Source organism: Halomonas sp. AOP43-A1-21 (assembly GCF_052376775.1).
GTDB lineage: Bacteria > Pseudomonadota > Gammaproteobacteria > Pseudomonadales > Halomonadaceae > Vreelandella > Vreelandella colorata.
In genome coordinates this window covers 125,805-148,289 of sequence record NZ_JBQSWC010000002.1, presented here as the reverse complement: position 1 = coordinate 148,289, position 22,485 = coordinate 125,805, and the positions used below count along the sequence as shown (strand labels likewise).

Annotated in this window: 15 protein-coding genes; 11 read left to right on the top strand and 4 right to left on the bottom strand. The window is 56.5% G+C overall.

What is annotated here, in order from left to right; all coding sequences use genetic code 11:
* Positions 1 to 80 precede the first annotated feature (80 nt).
* Positions 81 to 1,298 (top strand): GGDEF domain-containing protein, encoded by a 1,218-nt coding sequence (locus ACT3R7_RS01955; RefSeq protein WP_193092303.1) that lies wholly within the window; start codon positions 81 to 83, stop codon positions 1,296 to 1,298.
* Between the two features lie 84 nt (positions 1,299 to 1,382).
* Here the strand turns inward: ACT3R7_RS01955 and ACT3R7_RS01950 are convergent, their stop codons facing one another.
* The 4 genes from ACT3R7_RS01950 to ACT3R7_RS01935 all read right to left on the bottom strand — a co-directional run bounded on the left by ACT3R7_RS01950 (position 1,383) and on the right by ACT3R7_RS01935 (position 5,313).
* Positions 1,383 to 1,859 carry an Lrp/AsnC family transcriptional regulator gene (locus ACT3R7_RS01950; protein WP_192536935.1) on the bottom strand — a complete coding sequence of 159 codons (477 nt, stop codon included), beginning with the start codon at positions 1,857 to 1,859 and terminating at the stop codon, positions 1,383 to 1,385.
* Between the two features lie 8 nt (positions 1,860 to 1,867).
* The gene (doeB, locus tag ACT3R7_RS01945) at positions 1,868 to 2,884 is read right to left on the bottom strand and encodes a N(2)-acetyl-L-2,4-diaminobutanoate deacetylase DoeB (protein WP_192536934.1); all 1,017 of its coding nucleotides are present in this window, start codon (positions 2,882 to 2,884) and stop codon (positions 1,868 to 1,870) included.
* A 53-nt stretch (positions 2,885 to 2,937) separates the two neighbouring features.
* On the bottom strand, positions 2,938 to 4,137 hold the full coding sequence (gene doeA, locus ACT3R7_RS01940; RefSeq protein WP_192536933.1) for an ectoine hydrolase DoeA: 1,200 nt from the start codon (positions 4,135 to 4,137) through the stop codon (positions 2,938 to 2,940).
* Between the two features lie 165 nt (positions 4,138 to 4,302).
* The gene (locus ACT3R7_RS01935) at positions 4,303 to 5,313 is read right to left on the bottom strand and encodes a DNA topoisomerase IB (RefSeq protein WP_192536932.1); all 1,011 of its coding nucleotides are present in this window, start codon (positions 5,311 to 5,313) and stop codon (positions 4,303 to 4,305) included.
* 136 nt (positions 5,314 to 5,449) lie between these two features.
* Here ACT3R7_RS01935 and ACT3R7_RS01930 point away from each other — a divergent pair, with 136 nt between their 5' ends.
* From ACT3R7_RS01930 to ACT3R7_RS01885, 10 genes are all read left to right on the top strand, one after another.
* A complete protein-coding gene (locus ACT3R7_RS01930) occupies positions 5,450 to 6,385 on the top strand; it encodes a 2-hydroxyacid dehydrogenase (RefSeq protein WP_192536931.1) in 936 nt (311 codons plus the stop codon).
* A gap of 312 nt (positions 6,386 to 6,697) precedes the next feature.
* Complete coding sequence (locus tag ACT3R7_RS01925) at positions 6,698 to 7,432, top strand: hypothetical protein (RefSeq protein WP_193092302.1); 735 nt, start codon at positions 6,698 to 6,700, stop codon at positions 7,430 to 7,432.
* A complete protein-coding gene (locus ACT3R7_RS01920; protein ID WP_496198734.1) occupies positions 7,433 to 8,365 on the top strand; it encodes a lysine exporter LysO family protein in 933 nt (310 codons plus the stop codon).
* Positions 8,366 to 8,905: 540 nt separating this feature from the next.
* On the top strand, positions 8,906 to 10,597 hold the full coding sequence (gene glgA / locus ACT3R7_RS01915) for a glycogen synthase GlgA (protein ID WP_192537758.1): 1,692 nt from the start codon (positions 8,906 to 8,908) through the stop codon (positions 10,595 to 10,597).
* Positions 10,598 to 10,612: 15 nt separating this feature from the next.
* The gene (treZ, locus tag ACT3R7_RS01910) at positions 10,613 to 12,457 is read left to right on the top strand and encodes a malto-oligosyltrehalose trehalohydrolase (protein ID WP_192537759.1); all 1,845 of its coding nucleotides are present in this window, start codon (positions 10,613 to 10,615) and stop codon (positions 12,455 to 12,457) included.
* Complete coding sequence (gene malQ / locus ACT3R7_RS01905) at positions 12,454 to 14,595, top strand: 4-alpha-glucanotransferase (protein ID WP_192537760.1); 2,142 nt, start codon at positions 12,454 to 12,456, stop codon at positions 14,593 to 14,595. The genes treZ and malQ overlap by 4 nt, the downstream gene beginning before the upstream one ends.
* A complete protein-coding gene (treY, locus tag ACT3R7_RS01900; RefSeq protein WP_417420072.1) occupies positions 14,588 to 17,422 on the top strand; it encodes a malto-oligosyltrehalose synthase in 2,835 nt (944 codons plus the stop codon). Before malQ ends, treY begins: the two co-directional genes overlap by 8 nt.
* Positions 17,423 to 17,439: 17 nt before the next feature.
* Complete coding sequence (locus ACT3R7_RS01895) at positions 17,440 to 18,069, top strand: DUF2934 domain-containing protein (RefSeq protein WP_417420074.1); 630 nt, start codon at positions 17,440 to 17,442, stop codon at positions 18,067 to 18,069.
* Between the two features lie 45 nt (positions 18,070 to 18,114).
* On the top strand, positions 18,115 to 20,331 hold the full coding sequence (glgX, locus tag ACT3R7_RS01890) for a glycogen debranching protein GlgX (protein WP_193092232.1): 2,217 nt from the start codon (positions 18,115 to 18,117) through the stop codon (positions 20,329 to 20,331).
* A gap of 58 nt (positions 20,332 to 20,389) precedes the next feature.
* Positions 20,390 to 22,426 carry an alpha-1,4-glucan--maltose-1-phosphate maltosyltransferase gene (locus ACT3R7_RS01885; RefSeq protein ID WP_193092233.1) on the top strand — a complete coding sequence of 679 codons (2,037 nt, stop codon included), beginning with the start codon at positions 20,390 to 20,392 and terminating at the stop codon, positions 22,424 to 22,426.
* The last annotated feature ends 59 nt before the right edge of the window (positions 22,427 to 22,485 follow it).

The window sequence follows — 22,485 nt, the reverse complement described above, 5'->3', positions numbered from 1 at the left end:
CCCTAGTTCTTACGATTGTGAGCAAACCTGCTCCGCAAATATAGTCACGTTAAGGCTTAGCAAGCTGAGAGACCGTTACCGTGTACCGATTTTCTGTCTATTATCAGCAACTTTCACAGCGTCTCGGTAACGTGACGGTGCGTGATCTATATGATAGTGACCGGCATGACGAGCGTCTGCGCTCGCTCAAACGTATTACCGTCTGGCTGGCCACGTTCTATTTCTCTTATACGCTTGTCGATATCAATTTGCTGCCTGATATTACTTTACGCTCAGTGTTGCTGCGTGGATTAATCGTTGGGCCACCGACCATTATGCTATTTGCTTACTATCAGCGGTCGGTTTCTATTCGGCGTAAGGAGTTAGCCGGCGTTTGCCAAGCTTGTCTGGGTACCCTCGTATGGTGCGCCGTTCTTCTCGGCTCCAATGATCCAAACGTATTAAATTACTTTTACGCGGGGCTAGTCTTTTTTTTAGTGCTCACCATCGTTATCACCCCCCCGTTTGAGTACAGTCTTTATGGTTCTCTATTTGTATTTGCTTGCCTTTATACCACTATCTGGTTTTTGGAAGGCGCCAACGCCAGGTACGTTCTCCATCACTTATCTGTAGGGATGCCCGTACTGGTGCTTTCGTTAATGGCTAATTATCGTTTCTCAGCCGAATCTTTAAGGCTTTATCTGGAAAAAGTGAGCGTAGAGCAGCTACGCGAAGAGCTGGCTGCCCGTAACGCAGAGTTAGAGCGAATTTCTTGTATTGACCCTCTTACCGATCTTGCCAATCGCCGAGCTCTGGCTCTTCGCGCCAAAGCGCTTAAGCGAAACGTCAGCGCCTCCAGGCGAGTGGCCATCATCCTTATCGATGTGGATAATTTCAAAGCTTATAACGATTACTATGGTCACAACGAAGGTGATAGCTGTCTATGTGCAGTAGCAAACGCGCTACGCAGCGCCTGTGATACTAACGACGTTGTGTGCCGATATGGCGGGGAAGAATTTCTGGTGTTACATCCTAATGAGACATCATCATTTAAAAGCTCGCTTCTCTTAGCAGAGAGCATCCGCCAGCACGTTATTGATCTTGCCATACCTCATCAGCCCACTAATGGAATAGTAAGCGTCAGTGTCGGTGTGTGTTGCGGCTCACTAGACGGCAGTACCAGCCTTCAAACCTTGATCAAATCGGCCGATGAAGCGCTTTATCAAGCGAAGCGCGAGGGCCGTAACCGGGTATGCCACAATATTCATAGCGCTACATGTCCCCCATTAGCACCTGGCGAGACCATGAACCCATTATAAGCCTGCTTGCGCTCATTTAAGCGTATCCCGCCCGTTAAACGCCCTTCCCTACATGATGTTTAAGCCCCCCGGTGATATTTAAGATCATAGAAATGCATCAACATCGACAGGTAGCGGCTGACGCTTAACGGTTTTGGTCACGATATAGGTGAAATAACGCTCGATGCCCGCCTCGGATACCAGCCACTTGTCCATCAATCGCTGATAGCTATCAATTGTGCGCGCTTCAAACTTCACCAGGTAATCGACGCCACCACCTACAGCAACACATTCAGTAACATCCGGGGTTTCCATCACTAAGGCTTCAAAACGGGCAAAGCTTTCGGCGTTGTGGGCTTTAAGCTCAATCTGCACCCACACCGGATTACGCGGCACCAGTACATCGGCATTGATACGCGCGGTGTAGCCCTCGATAACCCCGGCTTTTTCCAGGCGTTTGACCCGCTCCCAGCAGGGGCTGACCGAGAGGTTAATCGCCTCGGCCAGCTTGGACTTGGTGATTCGCCCATCGCGGGAAAGGATATCGAGAATTTTCAGATCATATCGGTCGAGTTTCATCATGCCTTGGGCTATGCCTCCAGGCGTTCGACAACATCGGCAATCACCGCAATGGTATCCCCCATATTGACCAGCGCCGGGGCGCGGCGCGCCATCAGAATACCATCGCGTTCAGCGCGGTAGGCAACCGGCTCGCTGCCGGTGCGGGTCATATCGTACACGTAGGCCAACACCTGCCCTTTCGTCACGGCATCGCCCAGCGCCACGCAAAGCTCAAGTACGCCGGTGTGCTGGCTCTGCACGTAGCAGCTGGCATCCGGCATATCCAGATAGACCTGCCCACCTTCCGGCATTTCCACCTCGCCCTCTACTAAGCCGTAATGGATCAGGAAGTTGCGTACGCCGCGCTCGGTAATCGCCATACTTTGCGGCGTCGAAGTCCCGCCGCCACCCAGTTCGGTGGCTACAAATACCTTGCCCTGTCGTTCACAGGCGGTGTCGAAGAGCTTTTCGGCGTCGAGTTCGAACATCACCATGGCGTAGGGCGCGCCGAAGGCCTTGGCACCCTCCAGAGCGGCCTGCTGCTGGGCCTTGTCATCCAGCACATGAGAAGCGCCGAACGGTAGAATATCCAGCGTGCGGCCACCGGAGTGCAGATCCAGCACCACGTCACTCATGGTCACCAGCACGCGGGTGAAGTAATCAGCTATCTGAAACGTCACGCTGCCGTTTGGGTCGCCCGGAAAGCTGCGGTTAAGGTTGCCTTTGTCCATGGGTGAGGTGCGCGCGCCTGCCATCACCGCCGGCGTATTCATGCACGGCACGATGATCACCCGCCCGCTGACGTCCTCTGCGGTAAGCGCATTGGCAAGCTTAAGCAGTGAAGTAATACCTTCATACTCATCCCCGTGGTTACCGCCGGTTAATAGCGCCGTCGGGCCTTCGCCATTCTTGACCACCGTGATCGGGATCATTACCGCCCCCCAGGCCGAAATATCGGTGGAGATAGGCAGCTTTAAAAAACCGTGCTGCACGCCGTCAGCATCAAAGTCGACAGTCGCGGAAATCGGGCTCGGTCGCAGGGTCATAACGAATCCTTAATCAGTTACTCAACGGCTTATCGTCATTTAACGACTTATCATCATTTAACGAATAGCTGCCGTGGAAAATTGGCCAGCGTTTCGCAGCCTGTTTCAGTAATCAAGATGCTTTCGGTAATTTCCAGCCCCCAGTCTTCCACCCATAATCCAGGCATGAAGTGAAAGGTCATGCCGGGCTTCAGGATGGACTCATCAGAGGGGCGCAAGCTCATGGTGCGCTCGCCCCAATCCGGTGGGTAGGAGATACCGATGGGATAGCCACAGCGCGCGCCACCCCGGTCAAAGCCGTATTTATCCATGGCAGCGCCCAAGGCCATCGCGATATCGGCGGTGCGATTGCCGGGCTTGGCAACCGCCAAGCCGTTTTCGATCCCTTCCAGCAGGGCCGATTCAGCGCGAATAAAGTCGGTCGGTGGCCGGCCCAGAAACACGGTACGCGACATGGGCGCATGATAGCGCTTGAACACCCCGGCAATTTCGAAGAACGTGCCCTCGCCTTCACGAAACGGCGTATCGTCCCAGGTCAAATGCGGTGCAGCGGCATCTTTACCCGTCGGCAGCATCGGTACAATCGCAGGGTAGTCACCGCCATACACTTTGCCGTTTTCGTCTACAAAGCCTTCAATGCCGACCCGATAGATTTCCGATACCAGCTTGCTCTTGGGCAGCCCCGGTTCGATCACTTCCAGAATGCGCGAGTGCATGCCTTCAACAATTTTGCCGGCAATGCGCATATACGCGATTTCCTGGGGCGACTTGATCGCCCGGCACCAGTTCACCAGCGCATTGGCATCAATAAAGCGCGCGTGGGGCAGCTCACGCAGCAGGCTCTGGTAGGCCTTGGCGGAGAAATAGTAATTATCCATCTCCATGCCCACCACGCCGGTGTGCCAACCGCGATCTGGCATGATCGACTGGGCCAGATAATCCATCGGGTGCATCTCCGGATTCTGAACATAGTAATCCGGGTAATAGGTAATATTGGCAGGGTCGATCCAGCAGGTTCGCAGCGCGCCGTTGGCATCCATACGCCGACCAAACCATACCGGCTCGCCCTCAAGGCTCACCAGTACGCACTGGTGCACATAAAACGACCAGCCGTCATAGCCGGTCAGCCATGCCATGTTAGATGGGTCACTGACGATCAATACATCAATACCGCGGCTGGCCATTTCAGCACGCACCTTCCATAGGCGCTGAGCATACTCTTCACGCGTAAAAGGCAGGGAAACCTGAGTCATCGGGCAACTCACCATCAAAGATCATCAAGAACCGGTGCGCGTTTGTTTCACGCCAAGCAACGGGCCAGAGGGTCGACCTGGCCCCGCCGCTCATGGGCTTGCCAATGTCGTCTTAGCCCGATACTAGCACCACCCCTTGGTTACGGGTCAAAGCCTTTATGCCCATCAACTTAATTGTTCCTTTAAACGGCTGCGTAAAAGCTCCAGTACAGCACGCTCATCCGGGCCAATGAGCCGCTCGTTTTCAAGTTCGTTCTTCACCAGCTGGCGAAAGTGCTCTAGAGTGCGGCCATCCAGGTAACTCTCGACCACTCGCGGGTCAATGTAGCTGGCTTTAGCGATACTTGGCGTATTGCCTAGCGATTGCGCCACATGCTCCACCGCCTGACGGACATTTTTCTGGCTGGCCTTATCATCTTCGCCAATACCCAGCTCCTCAAGCGCCAGCGCGGCAAGTGACGTACCCGCCCAGGTGCGGAAATCTTTTGCGCTGAAAGTTTCGCCCATCACTTCGTGGATATAGTCGTTCAGATCGGCACTATCAACGCGTACCTTGCTGCCATCTTCGTCAAAGTACTTAAAGATTTCGTAACCCGGAATATCGTCAAGCTCGGCGACCACCTGGGCGAGTTTCGCATCCTCGACGACCCGGTGCTGATGCTGGCCACTTTTACCCTGGTAATCAAAAATCAGCTCATCGCCCTCAATGGTGAGGTGCTTGGAGCGCATGGTGGTTAACCCGTAGGATTCGTTTTCCCGTCGATAGCGCTCACTGCCGGGCCGAAAGTAGGCGCTGTCGATCAAACGCACCATGCAGGCCAATACCTTTTCCCGGGGCAGGCCTTCAAGCGTTAAATGCTGCCCCGTTATACGTCGCATAGTGGTCAGCCGCTGGGCGAAGTCGACGATGCGATCAAACTTTTTTGCCTCGCGGGCTTCACGCCATTTGGGGTTATAGATGTACTGTTTGCGCCCAGCGTCATCACGCCCTACCGCATAAATATGGTGGCGGCGATTGAGAGTAATCTCGACGTTCTGCCAGGCGGGCGGGATCGCCAAGGAATCGATCCACTCGCGCCAGCGCGTATCGCGTAATGTTTTTCCTGTCGCTGTTCTATAGGTAAATCCTTTGCCACTGCGGTGGCGAGTCACCTTACGAAGCGAAGCCTCGGACATGGTAATTTCCCTTTACCGTGATGTTCGTTTAAGCGTAGGCCAAACGCACTGGTTTATCGTGGTGTTACGACTTGCAGCCTATAGTCGACCTCACCCATGATAGTTAACAGATAAACCCACCACGCCAGGAGGCAAGATGAAAATTGTTGTGCATACCGATGACGCCGAACAATGGCGCGCTGCCCTTTCTAAAGCGCTACCTAACGCAACGGTCGTCACCAGCGATGCGCCTGAAGAAGCACGACAAAATGCTGATTACCTCGCCGTGTGGAAGGCACCTGCGCATCTCTTGAAAGAGCAGACACAGCTTAAAGGCATCATCAACCTGGGCGCCGGGGTGGATTATTTGCTCAGCACACCAGGGCTGCCCGTCGATGTTCCCATCGTAAAACTGCGCGATGCGGGTATGGGCGAGCTTATGGCCGACTATGTCCTCTACGGCGTTTTGCACTTTTACCGCAGCATGGACTGCTACGCCGATCAGCAAACCAGCGCCGAATGGCAGCCACAACGCGTGGTAGATAAAGCCGATTGGCCGGTGGGTGTACTCGGTCTAGGTGCTATCGGCGCGTATGTGGCAAGCGCCCTGCAGCAGGCAGGCTTTCCGGTGCTGGGCTGGAGCCGCTCGCCCAAGACAATTAAAGGCGTACAGTGTTTGCATGGCGATGAAGGGCTGGATGAGCTGCTTAGCCAGGTGCAGAGCGTAGTCGCTATTTTGCCTGATACCCCCGCAACCCAAGGCATTCTTAACGCTGAACGGCTGGCCAAACTGCCCCAGGGCGCCAGCGTGATAAACCCCGGGCGGGGTAGCCTGATTGATGAACAGGCGCTTCTTGAGGCGCTGGGCGATAACGATCAACCCGGCCACCTGCGCGGCGCATTGTTAGATGTGTTTTGCGAAGAGCCGCTGCCTGCTGGAAATCCTCTTTGGCAGCATCCACGGGTGATAGTTACACCTCATATGGCGGCCCCAACCCCTCTGAATGACGCCATTGACCAGGTTATTTCCTATCTGCACGCCTTTGAGGCAGGTGAAACGCTGACGATCGTTAACTCCAGCCAAGGCTACTAAAACGCTTAAAACCTTGGGTAGCGAACGCGTCTGGTGAGGGCGCACGGCGTTTTCTTAGGCAGATAATAGGCTGTCGCCAGGAATCAGTACGTAACCGATGTTAAGATAGACGCGTATAGCGTTCGGATATGGTTATGTCAGGCTATGGAAAAGCGAGACAGACGTATTTGCCAACATATTGAGACATGGAAAAAGAGCAAAGCGACTAAGCGCTGGCGCTGAACCTGCCGCTTGGTCATTGATTAAATACTCTTTCGCACCACCCTACTGCCCGGTTTATTGGGCAATCGCTTGCTAACAAGGAGAGTCACTATGCGACCAGCCCGTTCAAAGCACTTTTTGGGCTCAATGGTTCCTTTATCGGCCAGTACGCTGTTAGGCACCGCCTGCCTGTCGCTATTTTCGCTGCAGGTAAACGCGGGCGAAGAAGCAACCGATGAGTTGACTGAACTCATGCCTTTCGAAGCCCAATACCGGCTGGAAACGCGTGGCTGGCCGGGAGCCACCATTAACCATAAACTAAGCCAGGAAGGCCTGCATTGGTTAAGCGACATGAGCTTTTCGGTGACTATTGCGCGCGGACAGGAGTACAGCCGCTTTTCGGAAAGTAATGACTCAATACGCTCGCTGCTGTACAGCAGCAGTTATTCACTACTAGGCGTCGGCGATAGCTATCAATTGAATGAAGGGGATATTCTCTCCATAGACCGTCAAGCCGCGCTGGTAGATCTATCGCGTCGCGCCGGCCATGAGAATTGCACGCAAAGCGCGCCTTGCGATCTCGACTTTGTGGACCACCGTGGCCGTGATGAGAATTTTCAGTACTATGCCGCCCCCCAAACCCACACGTTAAGCGTACCGGCTGGTGAATTCGATGCCCAGCAGGTGGTTTTAATAGATAAAGAGAAGCCTGATCGCCACTTGGAGATTAACTTTCACCCAGACTGGCCTGGTTTGATTCTCTCCGCGGAGTATCAAAAAGAAGGACGTCGCCAAACTCGTATTAGGCTTACCCGCTTTACTCCCGAAGGGGGCACCACACCCTAGATGCTGTCCGGATTACTGATTGTTCTGCTCCCCCTCGTAGTGGGTTATTTAATACGCGTTCGCTCTCACCATTTGCAGCAACTTATCAACCGGGCCGTTAGCGGCTCGGTTTATCTCATTTTGCTCTTTATGGGGATTAGCCTGGCCGGGCTTGAGAATCTGGCAAGCCAGCTTTCACGCTTAGGAGGCAATGCATTACTGCTGTTTAGCATTACTACGGTGTTTAACCTGGGAGCTCTGTGGTGGCTGTCTCGTCGGGTCGCATTAAAAGCGGGCAATTCACCGGTGGTTAAAAATGCTCCAACTAGCAAGCTTGCCGCCATGCAGGGTTCGCTACTTTTGCTAGCCGTAGTAGCGGGCGGCGTTATAACAGGCCTTCTGCTGGGCCCCTTTCTAGGTGAAGCGCTGTTTACCACCGCTGACCTTATGGCCGAGTGGGTGTTGTATGCGTTATTGGTGCTAATTGGCTGTCAGCTACGTAATTCCGGCATGCCGCTGAAGCAAATTCTGCTCAATCGGCTAGGGCTTGCTATCGCGGTCACACTGGCCGTTAGCTCTCTTTTGGCGGGGTTGGCTGCAGCGCCTTTGCTCTCGCTTAGCTGGAACGAAGGACTCGCCATGGCCTCGGGCTTTGGCTGGTATTCGCTGTCGGCCATTTTAATTGGTGACCAGCTAGGGCCGCTAACGGGCGGCGTGGCGTTTTTTAACGACCTTACTCGTGAGCTCTTGGCGTTTATTTTGATTCCGCTGGTGATTCATCGACACACCGCCCTTGCCATCGGCTATGGCGGCGCGACGTCAATGGACTTTACGCTGCCTGTGATTCAACAGCACGGCGGCGTCGCCTGCGTGCCCATTGCGGTAGTTAGCGGGTTTATTCTTTCGCTGCTCTCGCCTCCACTGATTCTGTTCTTTCTCTCCCTGTCGGCATAAGGCCACAGGCTCCATTGGCCAAAATGAAAGACTGCGCTCAACGCCTAACAAAAGACGGTGATGCAAGCTCTCTCTCTGGTTTGTTAATCCCTCAGAGCGGGTTGTTCTTCTTTCGGTTTTTAACGATATAACGCTTTATCGATCAAACTTAACAATTAACAAACTTTTTAAGATAAATTAAAAACAAAGCCCTAAAACTCCTTAACAAATATAGAAATAGATAACCCAGACTCCGATCAAAAATTTTAACTATCATTAACATCGATATTAAACGCCATACATTATAATAGCTTATTAGATTCAATCGGCCGTTTAAAAACGTTATCCAGGCCATTTAACCATTATCTAAAACATCAGTTGATATAGGTTATGGTTGAGCGCCATGCCTCCAACGTATGCTTTTTCGACTAAAGTAGTTTGATAAAGATTTCCACTGCGAGGCCTGTTGTCAGGGGTTTCGAAGGATAGACAGGGAAGTCATCGAAAAGCTGAGTGATCTAGTTAAGCGTTATTAACCATGATAATCCAGGGAGGTTGAACATGGGCGGAGTGGCTTTGGGCGAGGTTACTACCGATACAAGCGAACCGGACGAGAGTCAAAAAGAAGTTGATAGGCACTTGAAGTTAACCGCCGTCAAAACTTCTTATATCTCTCATCAAGTAATTTCTGACTATTGTCCTGATCACAGTATTACTAAGGATCTTAATAATACTAAAATCGCTAAAAACGATAAAGTTAAACCAGACTCTCCACAACGCATTTTGTTTGTAACCACCGAGATTACCGATTTCGTTAAAGTCGGTGGATTGGGTGATGTTTCATCGGCTTTACCCAGGGCGCTATCGGTGCATCACGATGTGCGTGTGCTGATTCCTGCCTATCGGGAGATACTTGAATCCGAGTATGACATTATTCCTGTAGGCCACCTGCCCGCCTTCGCCGATTTGCCTGCGTGTGATATAGGCAAGATCACCTGCCAGGATGGGCTGATTCTGTATGTATTGCTCTGCCCCGAGCTTTATGACCGCGAAGGCACGCCCTACGGAATGGGCTCCAGCGGCTATGGCGATGGTCAGGATAAAGGCTGGCAGGATAACGATATCCGCTTTGCCAGACTCTCCCGGGCAGCGGCCGATATCGCCCTTGGCGAGGCAAATCTCGATTGGCAGCCCCAGCTATTGCACCTCAATGATTGGGCGTGCGGTTTGGCGCCGGCCTATATGCACTGGCAAGGGCAGTCCATTCCAAGCGTATTCACGATTCACAACCTGGCATATCAAGGCATCTTCAATGCCTCGCGCTTGAAAGCGCTCGGCATCCCCGATGAGGCGTTTCATATCGAAGGTGTCGAGTACTACGGCGACCTTTCGTTTATGAAGGCAGGTATCGTCTATGCCTCGCATGTCACGACGGTCAGTGCTACCTACGCCCAAGAGATCACTACGCCTAAATTCGGCTGTGGTCTTGATGGCCTGCTGCGCTGCAAAGCCGACCAGGGACTTCTGAGCGGTATCCCCAACGGTATCGATGACTCTTGGGACCCGCGTACGGATAGCCACCTGATTCAGGCCTTCTCCTCCAACGACTGGCGTGGTAAACGCGCCAATGCCGATCATGTCCGCCGTCATTTCGGCCTGTTGCCGAGCCAAGGCCCACTGTTCGTGGTGATATCACGGCTTGTTCATCAGAAAGGGCTCGACCTGACCATCAAGGCCGCCAAGGCGATTGTCGATGCTGGTGGTCAGATCGTGTTTATGGGCAGCGGCGAGTGGGATGTTGAGGAAGCATTGCGTGAGCTGGCCATGCGTTTTCAAGGCGCTATCGCTGCTTACATTGGTTTTGACGAATACCAGGCGCGCTGCCTGTTTGCTGGAAGCGACTTCCTGCTGATGCCGTCGCGCTTTGAGCCCTGCGGATTAAGCCAGATGTATGCTCAGCGCTTTGGCTCGCTTCCCATCGCCCACCGCACCGGCGGGCTTGCCGATACGATTGAGGATGGTGTAACCGGTTTTCTTTTCGACGACATGCAGTTCGGCAGCTACATGCGAGCGATTCAACGCGCTTTTGCAGTCCATAAGTCGACTGACCTGTTCAACGCCATGCGCGGCGCCGCCATGACGGGACGCTACCATTGGAAGCAATCCATCGTGCCCTACAGCAAGCTTTACCAGCAGGCACTTGAACAGGCGGACACTTTACAAGCAGGACATAAAACAGCGCTATCTCACTGAAGGAGTCGGCAAGGAATGTCTGACAGGACTCAGTTTCGAGAAACGGTTTTTCAGCCCACATGGGGCGCCCAGGTGGTCGAGGAAGGAGTCACCCGGTTTGTACTCTGGGCGCCGGACGCGCGCCGGGTCGATGTCGAAGTCGAAGACCTGCCAAGCGCCACCATGGTAAAGGTCGATGACGGGTATCTCTCTGCCGAGCTTGCCTGCGGCCACGGCGCTCGTTACCGATACCGTGTTTTCGGTGATGGCGACGATCAGGGCAGCCTGATACCTGACCCTGCTGCCCGCGCTCAGGCTGGTGATATCGACGGGCCTAGCGAAGTGATTGACCCAAACCATTACCAGTGGCGCAATCAAGGCTGGCAAGGGCGCCCCTGGCATGAAACGGTGCTTTACGAGCTGCATGTTGGCACGCTGGGTGGCTTCGAGGGCGTTCATCAACGCCTTCCCTACCTTGCTGAGCTGGGTATTACCGCCATCGAGCTAATGCCGGTCTCGGAGTTCCCCGGCGCGCGTAACTGGGGCTATGACGGCGTGCTGCCCTACGCAGTGGAAGCCTCCTACGGCAGCCCGGATGAACTGAAAGCCCTGATCGATGAAGCCCATGGGCTGGGCCTGATGGTATTTCTTGACGTGGTGTATAACCACTTCGGCCCTGATGGTAACTACCTGGCAAGCTATGCCAGCACGTTTTTTCGTGACGATATCGCCACGCCTTGGGGCCCCGCCATCGACTTTCGAAAGCCTCAGGTGCGCCGCTACTTTATCGACAACGCCTTGATGTGGCTTGAGGAGTACCGTCTGGATGGCCTGCGTTTCGATGCCGTGCATGCCATCAGCGAACAGGACTTTCTGGTCGAGCTGGCACAAACCGCACGCACCCGGATAGCCCCTGAGCGGCATGTTCATCTAGTGCTTGAAAACGAAGGCAACACCGCCAGCCTGCTCAATACTGAGCAGTTCAATGCCCAGTGGAATGACGACTGGCACAACGTGATTCATGTCCTCCTAACCGGTGAAACCGAGGGCTACTACAGCGATTTTGTCGACGATGCCACGGCCCGGCTGGCACGCTGTTTAAGCGAAGGGTTTATCTATCAGGGCGCGCAGACACGCCATGGCCATACCCGCGGCGAGTCTAGCGCTCATTTGCCTCCAACAGCCTTTGTGGCGTTTCTGCAAAACCATGACCAGACCGGTAACCGCGCTCTTGGTGAGCGGCTAAGCCATCTTGCAGACCCCGACGCCCTAGCAGCCGCCACGACGCTACTGCTGCTTTCACCCATGGTGCCCTTGCTGTTCATGGGCGAAGAGTGGGAGGCCAATCAGCCCTTTTTATTTTTCACTGAGCATAACGAAGAACTCGCCCAGGCGGTTCGCGCAGGACGCCGGGCTGAGTTTGCCGACTTCAACGCATTTCAAGATGAAAAGGCCCGCGAACGCATACCGGACCCTAATGCCCTGAGCACCTTCGAGGCGTCAATTCCCGACTTTGACGCCCGCGAAACGGCTTCCCATACGGCTTGTCTGGAACGCTATCGCACGCTTTTGGCCCTCCGCCATCAGCATATCGTTCCGCGCCTTCAAGGCGCGTGGGCCTTAGGGGCTAACCCCATCGGCGATAAGGCCGTGCTGGCCCGCTGGCAGATGAATGACGGCTACCAGCTGGTAATAGCGCTCAATCTGAGCCATCAGCCGGTTGCCGTAACCAATTCTGACGCTCAATCGCTGCTCGCTGAGCAGTGCTTATACGAAACACGTGAAGGAGTGGCAGCGTCTACCAAGAGTGGCCGCCTGCCCTCGGGGGCTGCTGCCGTGTGGCTGTTGGATGGGCCGGGTAACAGTGAGGCAAGCCGATGAACCATAAACTTACCCAGCTCGCTGAAGCGGCCGGATTATTGCTTGAATGGGAAAATAGCGACGGCGAACCGTGTCAGCTGTCTGAGTCGGTTCAGCGCACCCTGCTGGAAATACTCGGTTTTCCAAACGAGAGTGAAGCGGCATTGGATGAAAGCTTGGTGCGTCTGAAACGCCTGAACGCACCGGAAAGCCCGGCCGAGTGGCCACCGCTGATCACCGCTGATCTTGAGACGCCGATCACGTTGCCATCGCCACTGGCTCCCGGCACGGCATTTGTATTGATGCTTGAGCAAGGCAGCCGCGTAGAGGGCACGCTCGACCGCGACGGCACGCTGCCCGGCATTGAAGAAATCGGCTATCACCAGCTGCACATTGCCGATACCCAATTGACCCTGGCCGTCGCGCCGCAGCGGTGTTTCTTCCCTAATGGGGCCAGCGGTGAATCCACGCCCCGATTATGGGGTCTGGCCGCCCAGCTTTATGCCCTACGCCGCACGGGCGATGGGGGTATCGGAGATATCCTGGCGCTGGAGAACTTTATCGCCCCGGCGGCAACGCTTGGCGCAGATGCGCTGGCCATTAGCCCCACACACGCCATGTTCAGCGCTAACCCTGATAATTACAGCCCGTACTCACCTTCCACGCGGCTTCTTAACAATGTGCTGTATAGCGCGCCGGAGGCGCTATTGGGCGAAGACCGTGTTCGCGATGCCCAGGCACGCAACGGGCTACAGGCAGAACTTCGTCGCCTGGAAGCCGACGCTTTACTCGACTGGTTGGATGCAGCGCGAGCCAAGCTCTCCTGGCTGCGCTTTCTATACGATGATTTCATGGCTTGCGAGGATGAAGCTACTCAAGCCCTGCGCCAGAAAATGCACAAATTTCGTCAGACGGGGGGTGATTTACTGGAAGATCACTGCCGTTTTGAGGCCCTGCAACGCGAGTTCGGGCCCAGCAACTGGCGTGACTGGCCGGCAGCCCTTCGCGATCCTGCCAGCCCGGAAGTGGCCCGCTTTGCCGAGACCCGCGCCCACGAAATAGGTTTTCACGTCTTTCTGCAGTGGCTAGTCGCTGAAGGGCTATCGTGCGCCCAGTACGCTACTCGCGAAAACGGCATGGCAATAGGCTTAATTGCTGACTTAGCCGTGGGCGCCGACGCCGCGGGTAGCCAAACGTGGAGCCGCCAGGAAGATATGCTGGAAGGCGTTTCCATCGGCGCGCCCCCCGACCTGTTTAACGGCCAGGGGCAAAACTGGGGGCTGGCCGCCTTCTCGCCATTCGGACTGAAGCGCTCGGGTTTCCGTAGTTTTATCGATATGCTGCGTAGTGCCTTTGCGCATGCTGGTGGGCTGCGTATCGACCATGTACTCGGCCTGATGCGTTTATGGCTGGTGCCTCAGGGCGCTCCCGCCACTGAAGGCGGCTACCTGCGTTACCCATTCGACGACATGCTTCGTTTAGTGGCTTTGGAGTCCTGGCGTCATCGCGCCATCGTGATTGGCGAGGACCTTGGTACCGTGGCACCGGGCTTTCGCCAAAAGCTGGCGGCGCGCGGCATATTGGGCATGCAGGTGCTGTGGTTCGAACAGGACGAAGACAGCAACTATCTTGCCGCTAGCCGGTGGTCTGCGGATGCGCTGGCCACCACCTCGACCCATGATCTGCCCACCGTGGCGGGTTGGTGGGCGGGCCGCGATATTGAATGGCGCGACCGACTGGGTCTGTTTAAAGCCGACCAGAGCCTGGAAAGCGAGCAACAGGCCCGGCGCCACGAGCGCGCCAAGCTTGCCACTACGCTGGGGTTGCTAGGCAGCAAACCGACCACCCAGACCCTGGAAGCTGCCGACATTCCCGCCTCGCAGGTGCTGGATGCCTGTGCCCGCCATCTGGGCGGCACTTCTGCCCCCTTGGTATTACTGCCGGTAGAGGATGTTCTGGGGCTTGAAGAGCAGGCCAACCTGCCCAACAGCACGGCGGAACACCCCAACTGGCGTCGCCGTTGGGCAACGGATGCCAGTGACCTGCTGGCATCCGATGAAGTTCATCAACGGCTTGGCGCACTGGCGCTTTCGCGCAGCGGCGAGCTAAAAGAGCCGACCTCACAAACTGCCCTGCTTGGGAGGCCGACTCATGAATGAGATTCGTGCAACGCTTCGGCTCCAGTTTCATCGCGATTTTACGTTGGCAGACGCCGAACGCTGGGTAGACTACTACGCTGCTTTAGGCATCAGCCATATCTATGCCTCACCGCTGCAGGCGTCGCGCGCGGGCTCCCCACATGGCTACGACGGCGTTGACCCTACCCGCATCGATTCTGAACTGGGCGGTGAGGCCGCTCTGAAAAGCCTGGTTTCCCGGCTGCGCGCCCACAATATGGGATTGGTTCTGGATATTGTGCCCAACCACCTGGCGGTGGGCGGCTCGGAAAACCTGTGGTGGCAAGACGTGCTGGCCTGGGGTGGCGATAGCCCCTACGCCGGGTTCTTCGATATCGACTGGCATCCTGATATCAACAACGCTGACCCCACGCTTAACGGCAAACTGCTCGTGCCGTTTCTTGGCGCCGCCTATGCCGAAGTACTCAACTCAGGCGAATTGACGCTGGACTACGACGCCGAGGCGGCAAGCTTTCACGTCGATTATCACGAGCACCGTTTTCCCATCGACCCGCGTCACTACGGCGACATACTACGTTTTTCCGAGCACAACGCGCTGTATGAGCAGGCGGCTTTTTTTGAAGCCCTGCAACAAGACGAAGACGCTTACACGTCTACCCAGGATGCGCGTCGCCAGTTAAACAAGGTGCTGGAATCACCCGCAGCCCAGGCGTCGCTCAGCGCCGTCATGAAACTGTTCAATGGTGCAAGTAATAACGCTGCTACTCGGCTTCATGCCTTGCTGGAACGTCAGCACTACCGCTTGGCGTGGTGGCGCACCGCATCTGATGAGATTAACTGGCGGCGTTTTTTCGACGTGACCGAACTGGGCGGGCTACGCATTGAAGACCCAAAAGTCTTTGAGGCCGTACACGCCCTGCCATTACGTCTGGTCGAGGAAGGCTGGGTCGACGGCCTGCGAATAGACCACGTTGATGGGCTGGCCGACCCGCGGGGTTACTGCCTGCGCCTGCGCCAGCACCTGGATGCGCTAGAGGAAAAACGCCCGGCAGTTGTGCCGCGCCATGTCGCCCTGTATGTGGAAAAGATTCTGGGCGATGGCGAGACGCTGCATACTGACTGGGGCGTAGATGGCACCAGCGGCTATGAATTCATGAACGAGGTCTCGGGAATACAGCACGACCCCGCAAGCGCCGCCCCCCTACGCCAACTATGGCACGAAGTCAGTGGTCGTAATCCTGATTTTTCTGCCGAAGTGCGCCTGGCCAGACGAGAGATACTTACTTCCTTGCTGGCCAGCGAATTTTCGGCCTGCGCCCGTGCCCTGCATGCTGTCGCGCGTGCTCAATTAAGCAGCCGTGATATTACGCTGGCCGCGATTCGCCGTGCCTTGGAAGCGTTGATTGTCCACTTCCCTATCTACCGCACTTATGCCGATGACACCGGCCGCCCCGATGCTGATCAACCCTTCTTTACCCAGGCAATGCAGGGTGCACGCCAAGCGCTTAACCCGCCGGACATTGGCGTTCTTGAAGCGCTTGAGCGCTGGCTAGGCGGTGAGGCACCGAGTGATTGCGCCAAGGATAACGAGCGCCAGCTGCGTCAGCGCGCGATTACCCGTTTTCAACAGCTGACCTCGCCGGTGGCCGCCAAGGCGGTGGAAGATACTGCCGGGTATCGCAGTGCGGCACTGATTTCGCGTAACGACGTGGGCTTTGATGGGGAGCACTTTAGCCACTCCGCCGAGCACTTCCATAAGGCCAACGCCCGGCGTGCCCGCGACTTCCCTGGCTCCATGGTGACCACCGCTACCCACGACCACAAGCGAGGCGAAGATGTACGTGCCCGGCTTGCCGCACTGAGTGAGCACGCGGTGATGTTTACCAGCCAGATTGGACGTTGGCGGAAAATGGCCGCACCGCTGCGCCAGTCATTGCCTGAGGGGCTTGCGCCCTCACCGGGCGATGAGCTGATTCTCTATCAGATTTTGCTGGGCGCCTGGTCGCCAACGCTCGATCCACAGGACGATGAGGCGCTTGAGCACTTTAACCAGCGACTCGCCGAGTGGCAGTTAAAAGCCCTGCGCGAAGCCAAGCTACGTAGCCACTGGTTGTGGCCCGACGAGGCTTACGAATCGGCCTGCCGCACATTTTTAGAAGGGTTGCTGACCACAGCGCCCTTGCGGGATTCGATCGCCGCAGCTGCGCGCTCTCTCGACCTTCCGGGCACCATTAACGGCTTGGTACAGACGGTACTGCGCCTAACCGTACCCGGCGTGCCGGATCTTTATCAGGGAACCGAGTTCTGGGACTACAGTCTGGTAGATCCGGATAACCGCCGCCCAGTCGACTACGGCCTGCGTAAAGCAGGGCTTGATCAGGCGCTGCCACCTAAAGCCGCCCTGCGCACCTGGCGTGATGGGCGAGTAAAACAAGCACTGATTGCCCGGTTGCTCGAGCTTCGCCACCGCCATCCGCGGCTGTTCGCCCACGGCGACTACCACCCGCTTATGGCAGACGGCGAACGTGCCAATCACGTGGTGGCCTTTACCCGCCGCTATACCGGCTATCAATTACTGGTGGTAGTCCCTCGACTCACCGCCAACCTGCTGGATAACACCGACAGACCGCATATTCCACAAGAGCACTGGGAGGATACGTGCCTGCAACCGGCCCCAGGTTGCTGGCAAAGCGTTTTAACCGAGGCAACCCTGGAAGCAGGCAGCGCCGGCATTTCTGTTGCCAGCCTGCTTGCTGAGCTACCCGTGGGAGTTTTCCTGCGCGCTGACCACACGGACAGCAGCACTGAAGCCCCGCCCTTCCATCAATACAGTGAATTATCGAAATAGGCATAGGGAGAGCTGAGATGACTGACGAAGAACGCGTACGTCAATTGGCCTACAGCATTTGGGAAGCTGAAGGGCGCCCCGAAGGGCAGCAGCAAAAACACTGGGACAGAGCGATCAAGATAGTGGCTGCCGAGCAGGCGGCAGGCAACGAAGCTGATCTTGACGAAGTGGGCGAACCCATCGACGAAGCGCCCATTTTAGAGGATGACTTGCCTCTGGAAGAGGACGAAATGGGCATTCAGGAGAACCGTCTACCGCTTGAGGACCCCGATGGCGATCTATCCTTCGATGAAGCGCCCTTTCGCGACGATATAACGGTAGGCCAGGACGTGCCTGTCCAGGACGTGCCTGTCCAGGACGTGCCTGTACAGGACCGTGGCCATCCGCCTCAGGAATCTACACCCGACGAAACAGCCGGCTCAATGGAGCCACTGCCGGAAGAGTCGGCCACCGTAAAACGCGCCCAGCGCCCGCGCCGCAGCAGCGAGGCGCTAACCGCTACTGACGAGGCTGACGACCCTCCACCGGCTAAAAAATCAACACGCGCTCAGCCCAAAAAGACGGCCGGATCAGGAAAGTCCGAGCCTACTAAAACAGTGACCAAGAAGACCACGACCAAAGCGAAGAAACCAAGCGATCGGAAGTAAAGCGACCACGCATAAGAGCACTCAAAAGGCTCAAGGATGAATGAGATGCAGACAAGCCAAACCACGCGGGACGGCGATGACTCCGTTGCGACCGATGAAGCCCCCAGCGTCATGCGGCGCTCACGCGTGCATGAAGGATGGTCGTTTCCTCTTGGCGCCAACTGGGATGGCCTGGGGGTGAATTTCGCGCTATTTTCGGCGCATGCTACTCGGGTCGAGCTGTGCCTGTTTGATGAAACGGGCGAGCATGAGCTGGAACGCATAGAACTCCCCGAGTATACCGACGAAGTGTGGCACGGCTACCTTCCAGACGTGCGGCCTGGTCAGCTCTACGGCTACCGTGTATATGGACCTTACGCACCCGAAGAGGGCCACCGCTTCAACCCCAACAAGCTGCTGCTCGACCCTTACGCCAAACAGATCGTGGGCGAGATCAAGTGGGACGAGGCGCTATTCGGTTACACCATAGGCCACCCGGATGGCGACCTGAGTTTTGATGAACGTGACAGTGCAGCGTTCATGCCGAAGTCCAAAGTAGTCGATCCGGCCTTTACCTGGGGGCGCGCCCGTGGAGTACAGCTCCCCTGGGACAAGACGATTGTCTACGAAACCCATGTTCGCGGTTATACCATGCGCCATCCGTCGGTACCTGAAGCGTTACGCGGTACCTTCGCCGGGCTGATGGTCAACGATGTGGTCGATTACATCCGCTCGCTGGGCGTGTCGTCGGTTGAGCTTTTACCCATTCACGCGTTTGCCGACGATCAGCACCTGCAAGAGCAGGGGCTACACAACTACTGGGGCTACAACACCCTGGGCTTCTTCGCCCCGCATTCGCGCTATTTATCCGGCGACAACGTCAACGAATTCAAGGAGATGGTCGCGCGCTATCATGCTGCGGGCCTTGAAGTCATTCTTGATGTGGTCTACAACCACACCGCTGAAGGTAACGAGCTCGGCCCGACGCTCTCCCTAAAGGGTATCGACAACGCCTCCTACTACCGCCTGATGCCGGACGAGCCGCGCTACTATATCGACGACACAGGCACCGGCAACACCCTGAATCTGAGCCATCAGCGCGTTCTGCAAATGGTCACCGACTCTCTGCGTTACTGGGCCACCGAAATGCGCGTTGACGGCTTCCGTTTCGATCTGGCGACCATCCTCGGGCGCGAGCCTCATGGCTTTGACGAAGGCGGTGGCTTTCTCGACTCCTGCCGCCAGGATCCTGTCCTGAGTCAGGTCAAGCTGATTGCCGAGCCTTGGGACTGCGGTCCCGGTGGTTATCAGGTAGGCGGGTTCCCACCGGGGTGGGCGGAGTGGAACGACCGCTACCGCGATACTGTGCGTTCTTTCTGGCGCGGCGACGAGGGCAAGCTTCCAGAACTTGCCACACGGCTCATGGGCTCGGCGGATTTCTTCAAGCGCCGCGGCCGGCGACCGTTTGCCTCGGTCAACTTCGTTACGGCCCACGACGGCTATACCCTGTTTGATCTGGTGGCCTACAACGATAAGCATAACGAGGCCAACGGCGAGAATAACCAGGATGGCCACAGCAACAACCTGTCGTGGAACCACGGCGAAGAGGGCCATAGCGATAATGACGAGATTCAGACGATAAGGTTACGCCAGATCCGTAACTTTATCGCCACTACGCTGTTTTCCCAGGGCGCGCCCATGCTGCTGGCGGGCGACGAACTGCTGCGCACCCAGCAGGGCAACAATAACGCCTACTGTCAGGACAACGAGATCAGTTGGCTGGACTGGAACCTCGACGGTAACGCCCACGCCATGATCGAGTACGTGCGCCGAGTGACGGCGCTGCGGCTGCGCTACCCCATCCTGCGGCGCGGACGCTTCCTCTCGGGTGAATACAACGAGGAAATGGGGCTCAAGGAAGTGACTTGGCTGGCTCCGGACGGCAATGAAATGAGCGTTGAGCGTTGGGAGGATTCCGACGCCCGAACACTGGGGTTGATGCTGGACGGACGTGCCCAGCCCAGCGGCATTCGCCGTGCCGGTGCCGACGTTACCCTACTGCTGATTTTTAATGCTCACCACGACTCGGTGGCGTTTCACTTACCCGAAGCCCCTAGCGGCGGGGGCTGGCTGTGCCGCCTCGATACCAGTTGGTCCACCGAGGACGATGCTGATGGCCAGCGTGCTTTTGGCCAACGCTCTTTTGGAGAGCAACATGTAATGGAAGGCCGTTCGCTGGCCTTGCTGGAACTGGTTCAGCAGCCCGATAACGCCGTCACCTAGCCACGAGGTAGTGCGGAGATGCCCATTGGCATTTCCGCGCTGCAAGGAGATGCATGCAATGAGTTCATCTGTCACCCCAGACTCACGCTCTCTTCCGGCATACGAGCAGGAAGAGAACTCTGTTCTCGCAGCGGTTCAGGCGCCGCGCATTGCAATTGAATCCGTCATGCCCGCCCTTGACCACGGACGTTTCGCGGCCAAGGCAGTGGTTAACGAGCCGGTGCAGGTCAAGGCGACCATTTTCGCTGACGGCCACGATGTGCTGGCGGCAGCCGTGTGCTGGCAAGATGACGAAGGGCGTGAGCAGCGCGTGCCCATGCAGCCAGCCAAGCCTTTGGGGCTGGATGGTTGGGAGGGCAGCTTCACCCCGACGCGCGTGGGCCGCCACACGTTTACGATCGAAGCCTGGTGGGATATTTACGCGACCTACCGCTATGAGCTTTCCAAGAAGCACCAGGCAGGCATTCCCATCAGCCTCGAACTCGAAGAGGGCCGGCAGCTGATCGAACGCGCCGCTGAGCGCGCTTCTGAAAACAACAATGCAGCGCTAAACGAAGCTCTGGTTGCTCTTCATGAACAGTTTCAGCTGGCCCCCCAGGAGGGCGAACGTGTTGCGCTGCTGCTGGATAGCGACACGGCACAGTTGATGCACGAAGCGGACTCACGCCCGCACCTCACGCAAAGCGTTAGCTATCCTTTAGATGTGGAAAGGCTCAAGGCACGCTTTGCCAGCTGGTATGAGCTATTCCCCCGCTCGGAAACCGACGACCCCAGCCGTCACGGCACATTCAAGGATGTTCACAGGCGGCTCCCCATCATCCGCGACATGGGTTTTGACGTACTCTATTTCCCGCCCATTCACCCGATTGGCCGCAAGCATCGCAAAGGGCCCAACAATAGCCTGGATGCCGGGCCAGAAGATCCCGGCAGCCCCTACGCGATTGGAAGCGATGAAGGTGGGCACGAGGCCATTCACCCAGAGCTTGGTACCCGCGAGGATTTTTGCGAGCTGGTGCGCGTGGCAGGCGAGCATGGCCTGGAAATAGCGCTTGATTTCGCCATCCAGTGCTCGCCCGATCACCCGTGGCTTGCCGAGCACCCGGGCTGGTTCTCCTGGCGGCCCGACGGCTCGATCCGCTACGCCGAGAACCCGCCCAAGAAGTATCAGGACATCGTCAACGTCGATTTCTACGCCCAGGATGCTGTGCCTGAACTGTGGACTGAACTGCGCGATGTGGTTCAGGGCTGGGTCGATGAAGGCGTGAAGATATTTCGCGTCGATAACCCGCATACCAAGCCGCTGCCCTTCTGGGAGTGGCTGATCGGTGATATTCGCAGGCGGGATCCTGAGGTGATTTTTCTGGCCGAAGCCTTCACGCGCCCACCCATGATGCTGCGCCTGGGCAAGCTGGGCTTTACCCAGAGCTATACCTACTTTACCTGGCGCCATACCAAGGCCGAGCTTACAGAATATTTCACCCAGTTGAACGAGGCGCCGCTGCGTGATGGTTACCGGCCGAACTTCTTCGTCAACACGCCGGATATCAACCCCTATTTTCTACAGTCTTCCGGGCGGGCCGGTTTTCTGATTCGCGCAGCACTTGCCACGATGGGCTCAGGCTTATGGGGCATGTACTCAGGGTTTGAGCTTTGTGAAGGCGCACCGGTGCCGGGCAAGGAGGAGTATCTCGACTCTGAAAAATACGAGATTCGTCCGCGTGATTACAGCGCCCCCGACAATATTGTCTACGAAATTACCCAGCTTAACCGCCTTCGGCGCGAAAACCCGGCGTTGCATACCCACCTGGGCGTGACCTTCCACATGGTACACAACGACCGTTTGCTGCTCTTTACCAAGGCCACCGAGACGCTCGATAACGTGATTCTTGTCGCCGTTAATCTTGACCCTTTCGAACCTCAGGAAGGCACGTTCGAGTTGCCTTTGGCACTGTTCGGCCTACCCGAAGAGGCAGCGCTGCATGTGGAGGACCTGATGAGTGGCAGACGCTGGACGTGGCAAGGCCAATGGCAATCGGTGCGGCTCGACCCTGCCGTCATGCCGTTCGCCATCTGGCGCCTTCATCCAGTTCATTAATAAGTTAGGCAATGTATTTGTAGTGTGCTCAACGGTGAGCCGTTCATGAAGGCGCCGGT

Bases quoted from the DNA above. Each gene is read 5' to 3' on its own strand.
- glgX (WP_193092232.1), top strand. From the start codon at position 18,115: ATGCAGACAAGCCAAACCACGCGGGACGGCGATGACTCCGTTGCGACC.
- ACT3R7_RS01920 (WP_496198734.1), top strand. From the start codon at position 7,433: ATGCTGTCCGGATTACTGATTGTTCTGCTCCCCCTCGTAGTGGGTTAT.
- ACT3R7_RS01895 (WP_417420074.1), top strand. From the start codon at position 17,440: ATGACTGACGAAGAACGCGTACGTCAATTGGCCTACAGCATTTGGGAA.
- ACT3R7_RS01930 (WP_192536931.1), top strand. From the start codon at position 5,450: ATGAAAATTGTTGTGCATACCGATGACGCCGAACAATGGCGCGCTGCC.
- ACT3R7_RS01935 (WP_192536932.1), bottom strand. From the start codon at position 5,313: ATGTCCGAGGCTTCGCTTCGTAAGGTGACTCGCCACCGCAGTGGCAAA.
- doeB (WP_192536934.1), bottom strand. From the start codon at position 2,884: ATGACCCTGCGACCGAGCCCGATTTCCGCGACTGTCGACTTTGATGCT.
- ACT3R7_RS01885 (WP_193092233.1), top strand. From the start codon at position 20,390: ATGAGTTCATCTGTCACCCCAGACTCACGCTCTCTTCCGGCATACGAG.
- treZ (WP_192537759.1), top strand. From the start codon at position 10,613: ATGTCTGACAGGACTCAGTTTCGAGAAACGGTTTTTCAGCCCACATGG.
- malQ (WP_192537760.1), top strand. From the start codon at position 12,454: ATGAACCATAAACTTACCCAGCTCGCTGAAGCGGCCGGATTATTGCTT.
- treY (WP_417420072.1), top strand. From the start codon at position 14,588: ATGAATGAGATTCGTGCAACGCTTCGGCTCCAGTTTCATCGCGATTTT.
- glgA (WP_192537758.1), top strand. From the start codon at position 8,906: ATGGGCGGAGTGGCTTTGGGCGAGGTTACTACCGATACAAGCGAACCG.
- doeA (WP_192536933.1), bottom strand. From the start codon at position 4,137: ATGACTCAGGTTTCCCTGCCTTTTACGCGTGAAGAGTATGCTCAGCGC.
- ACT3R7_RS01950 (WP_192536935.1), bottom strand. From the start codon at position 1,859: ATGATGAAACTCGACCGATATGATCTGAAAATTCTCGATATCCTTTCC.
- ACT3R7_RS01925 (WP_193092302.1), top strand. From the start codon at position 6,698: ATGCGACCAGCCCGTTCAAAGCACTTTTTGGGCTCAATGGTTCCTTTA.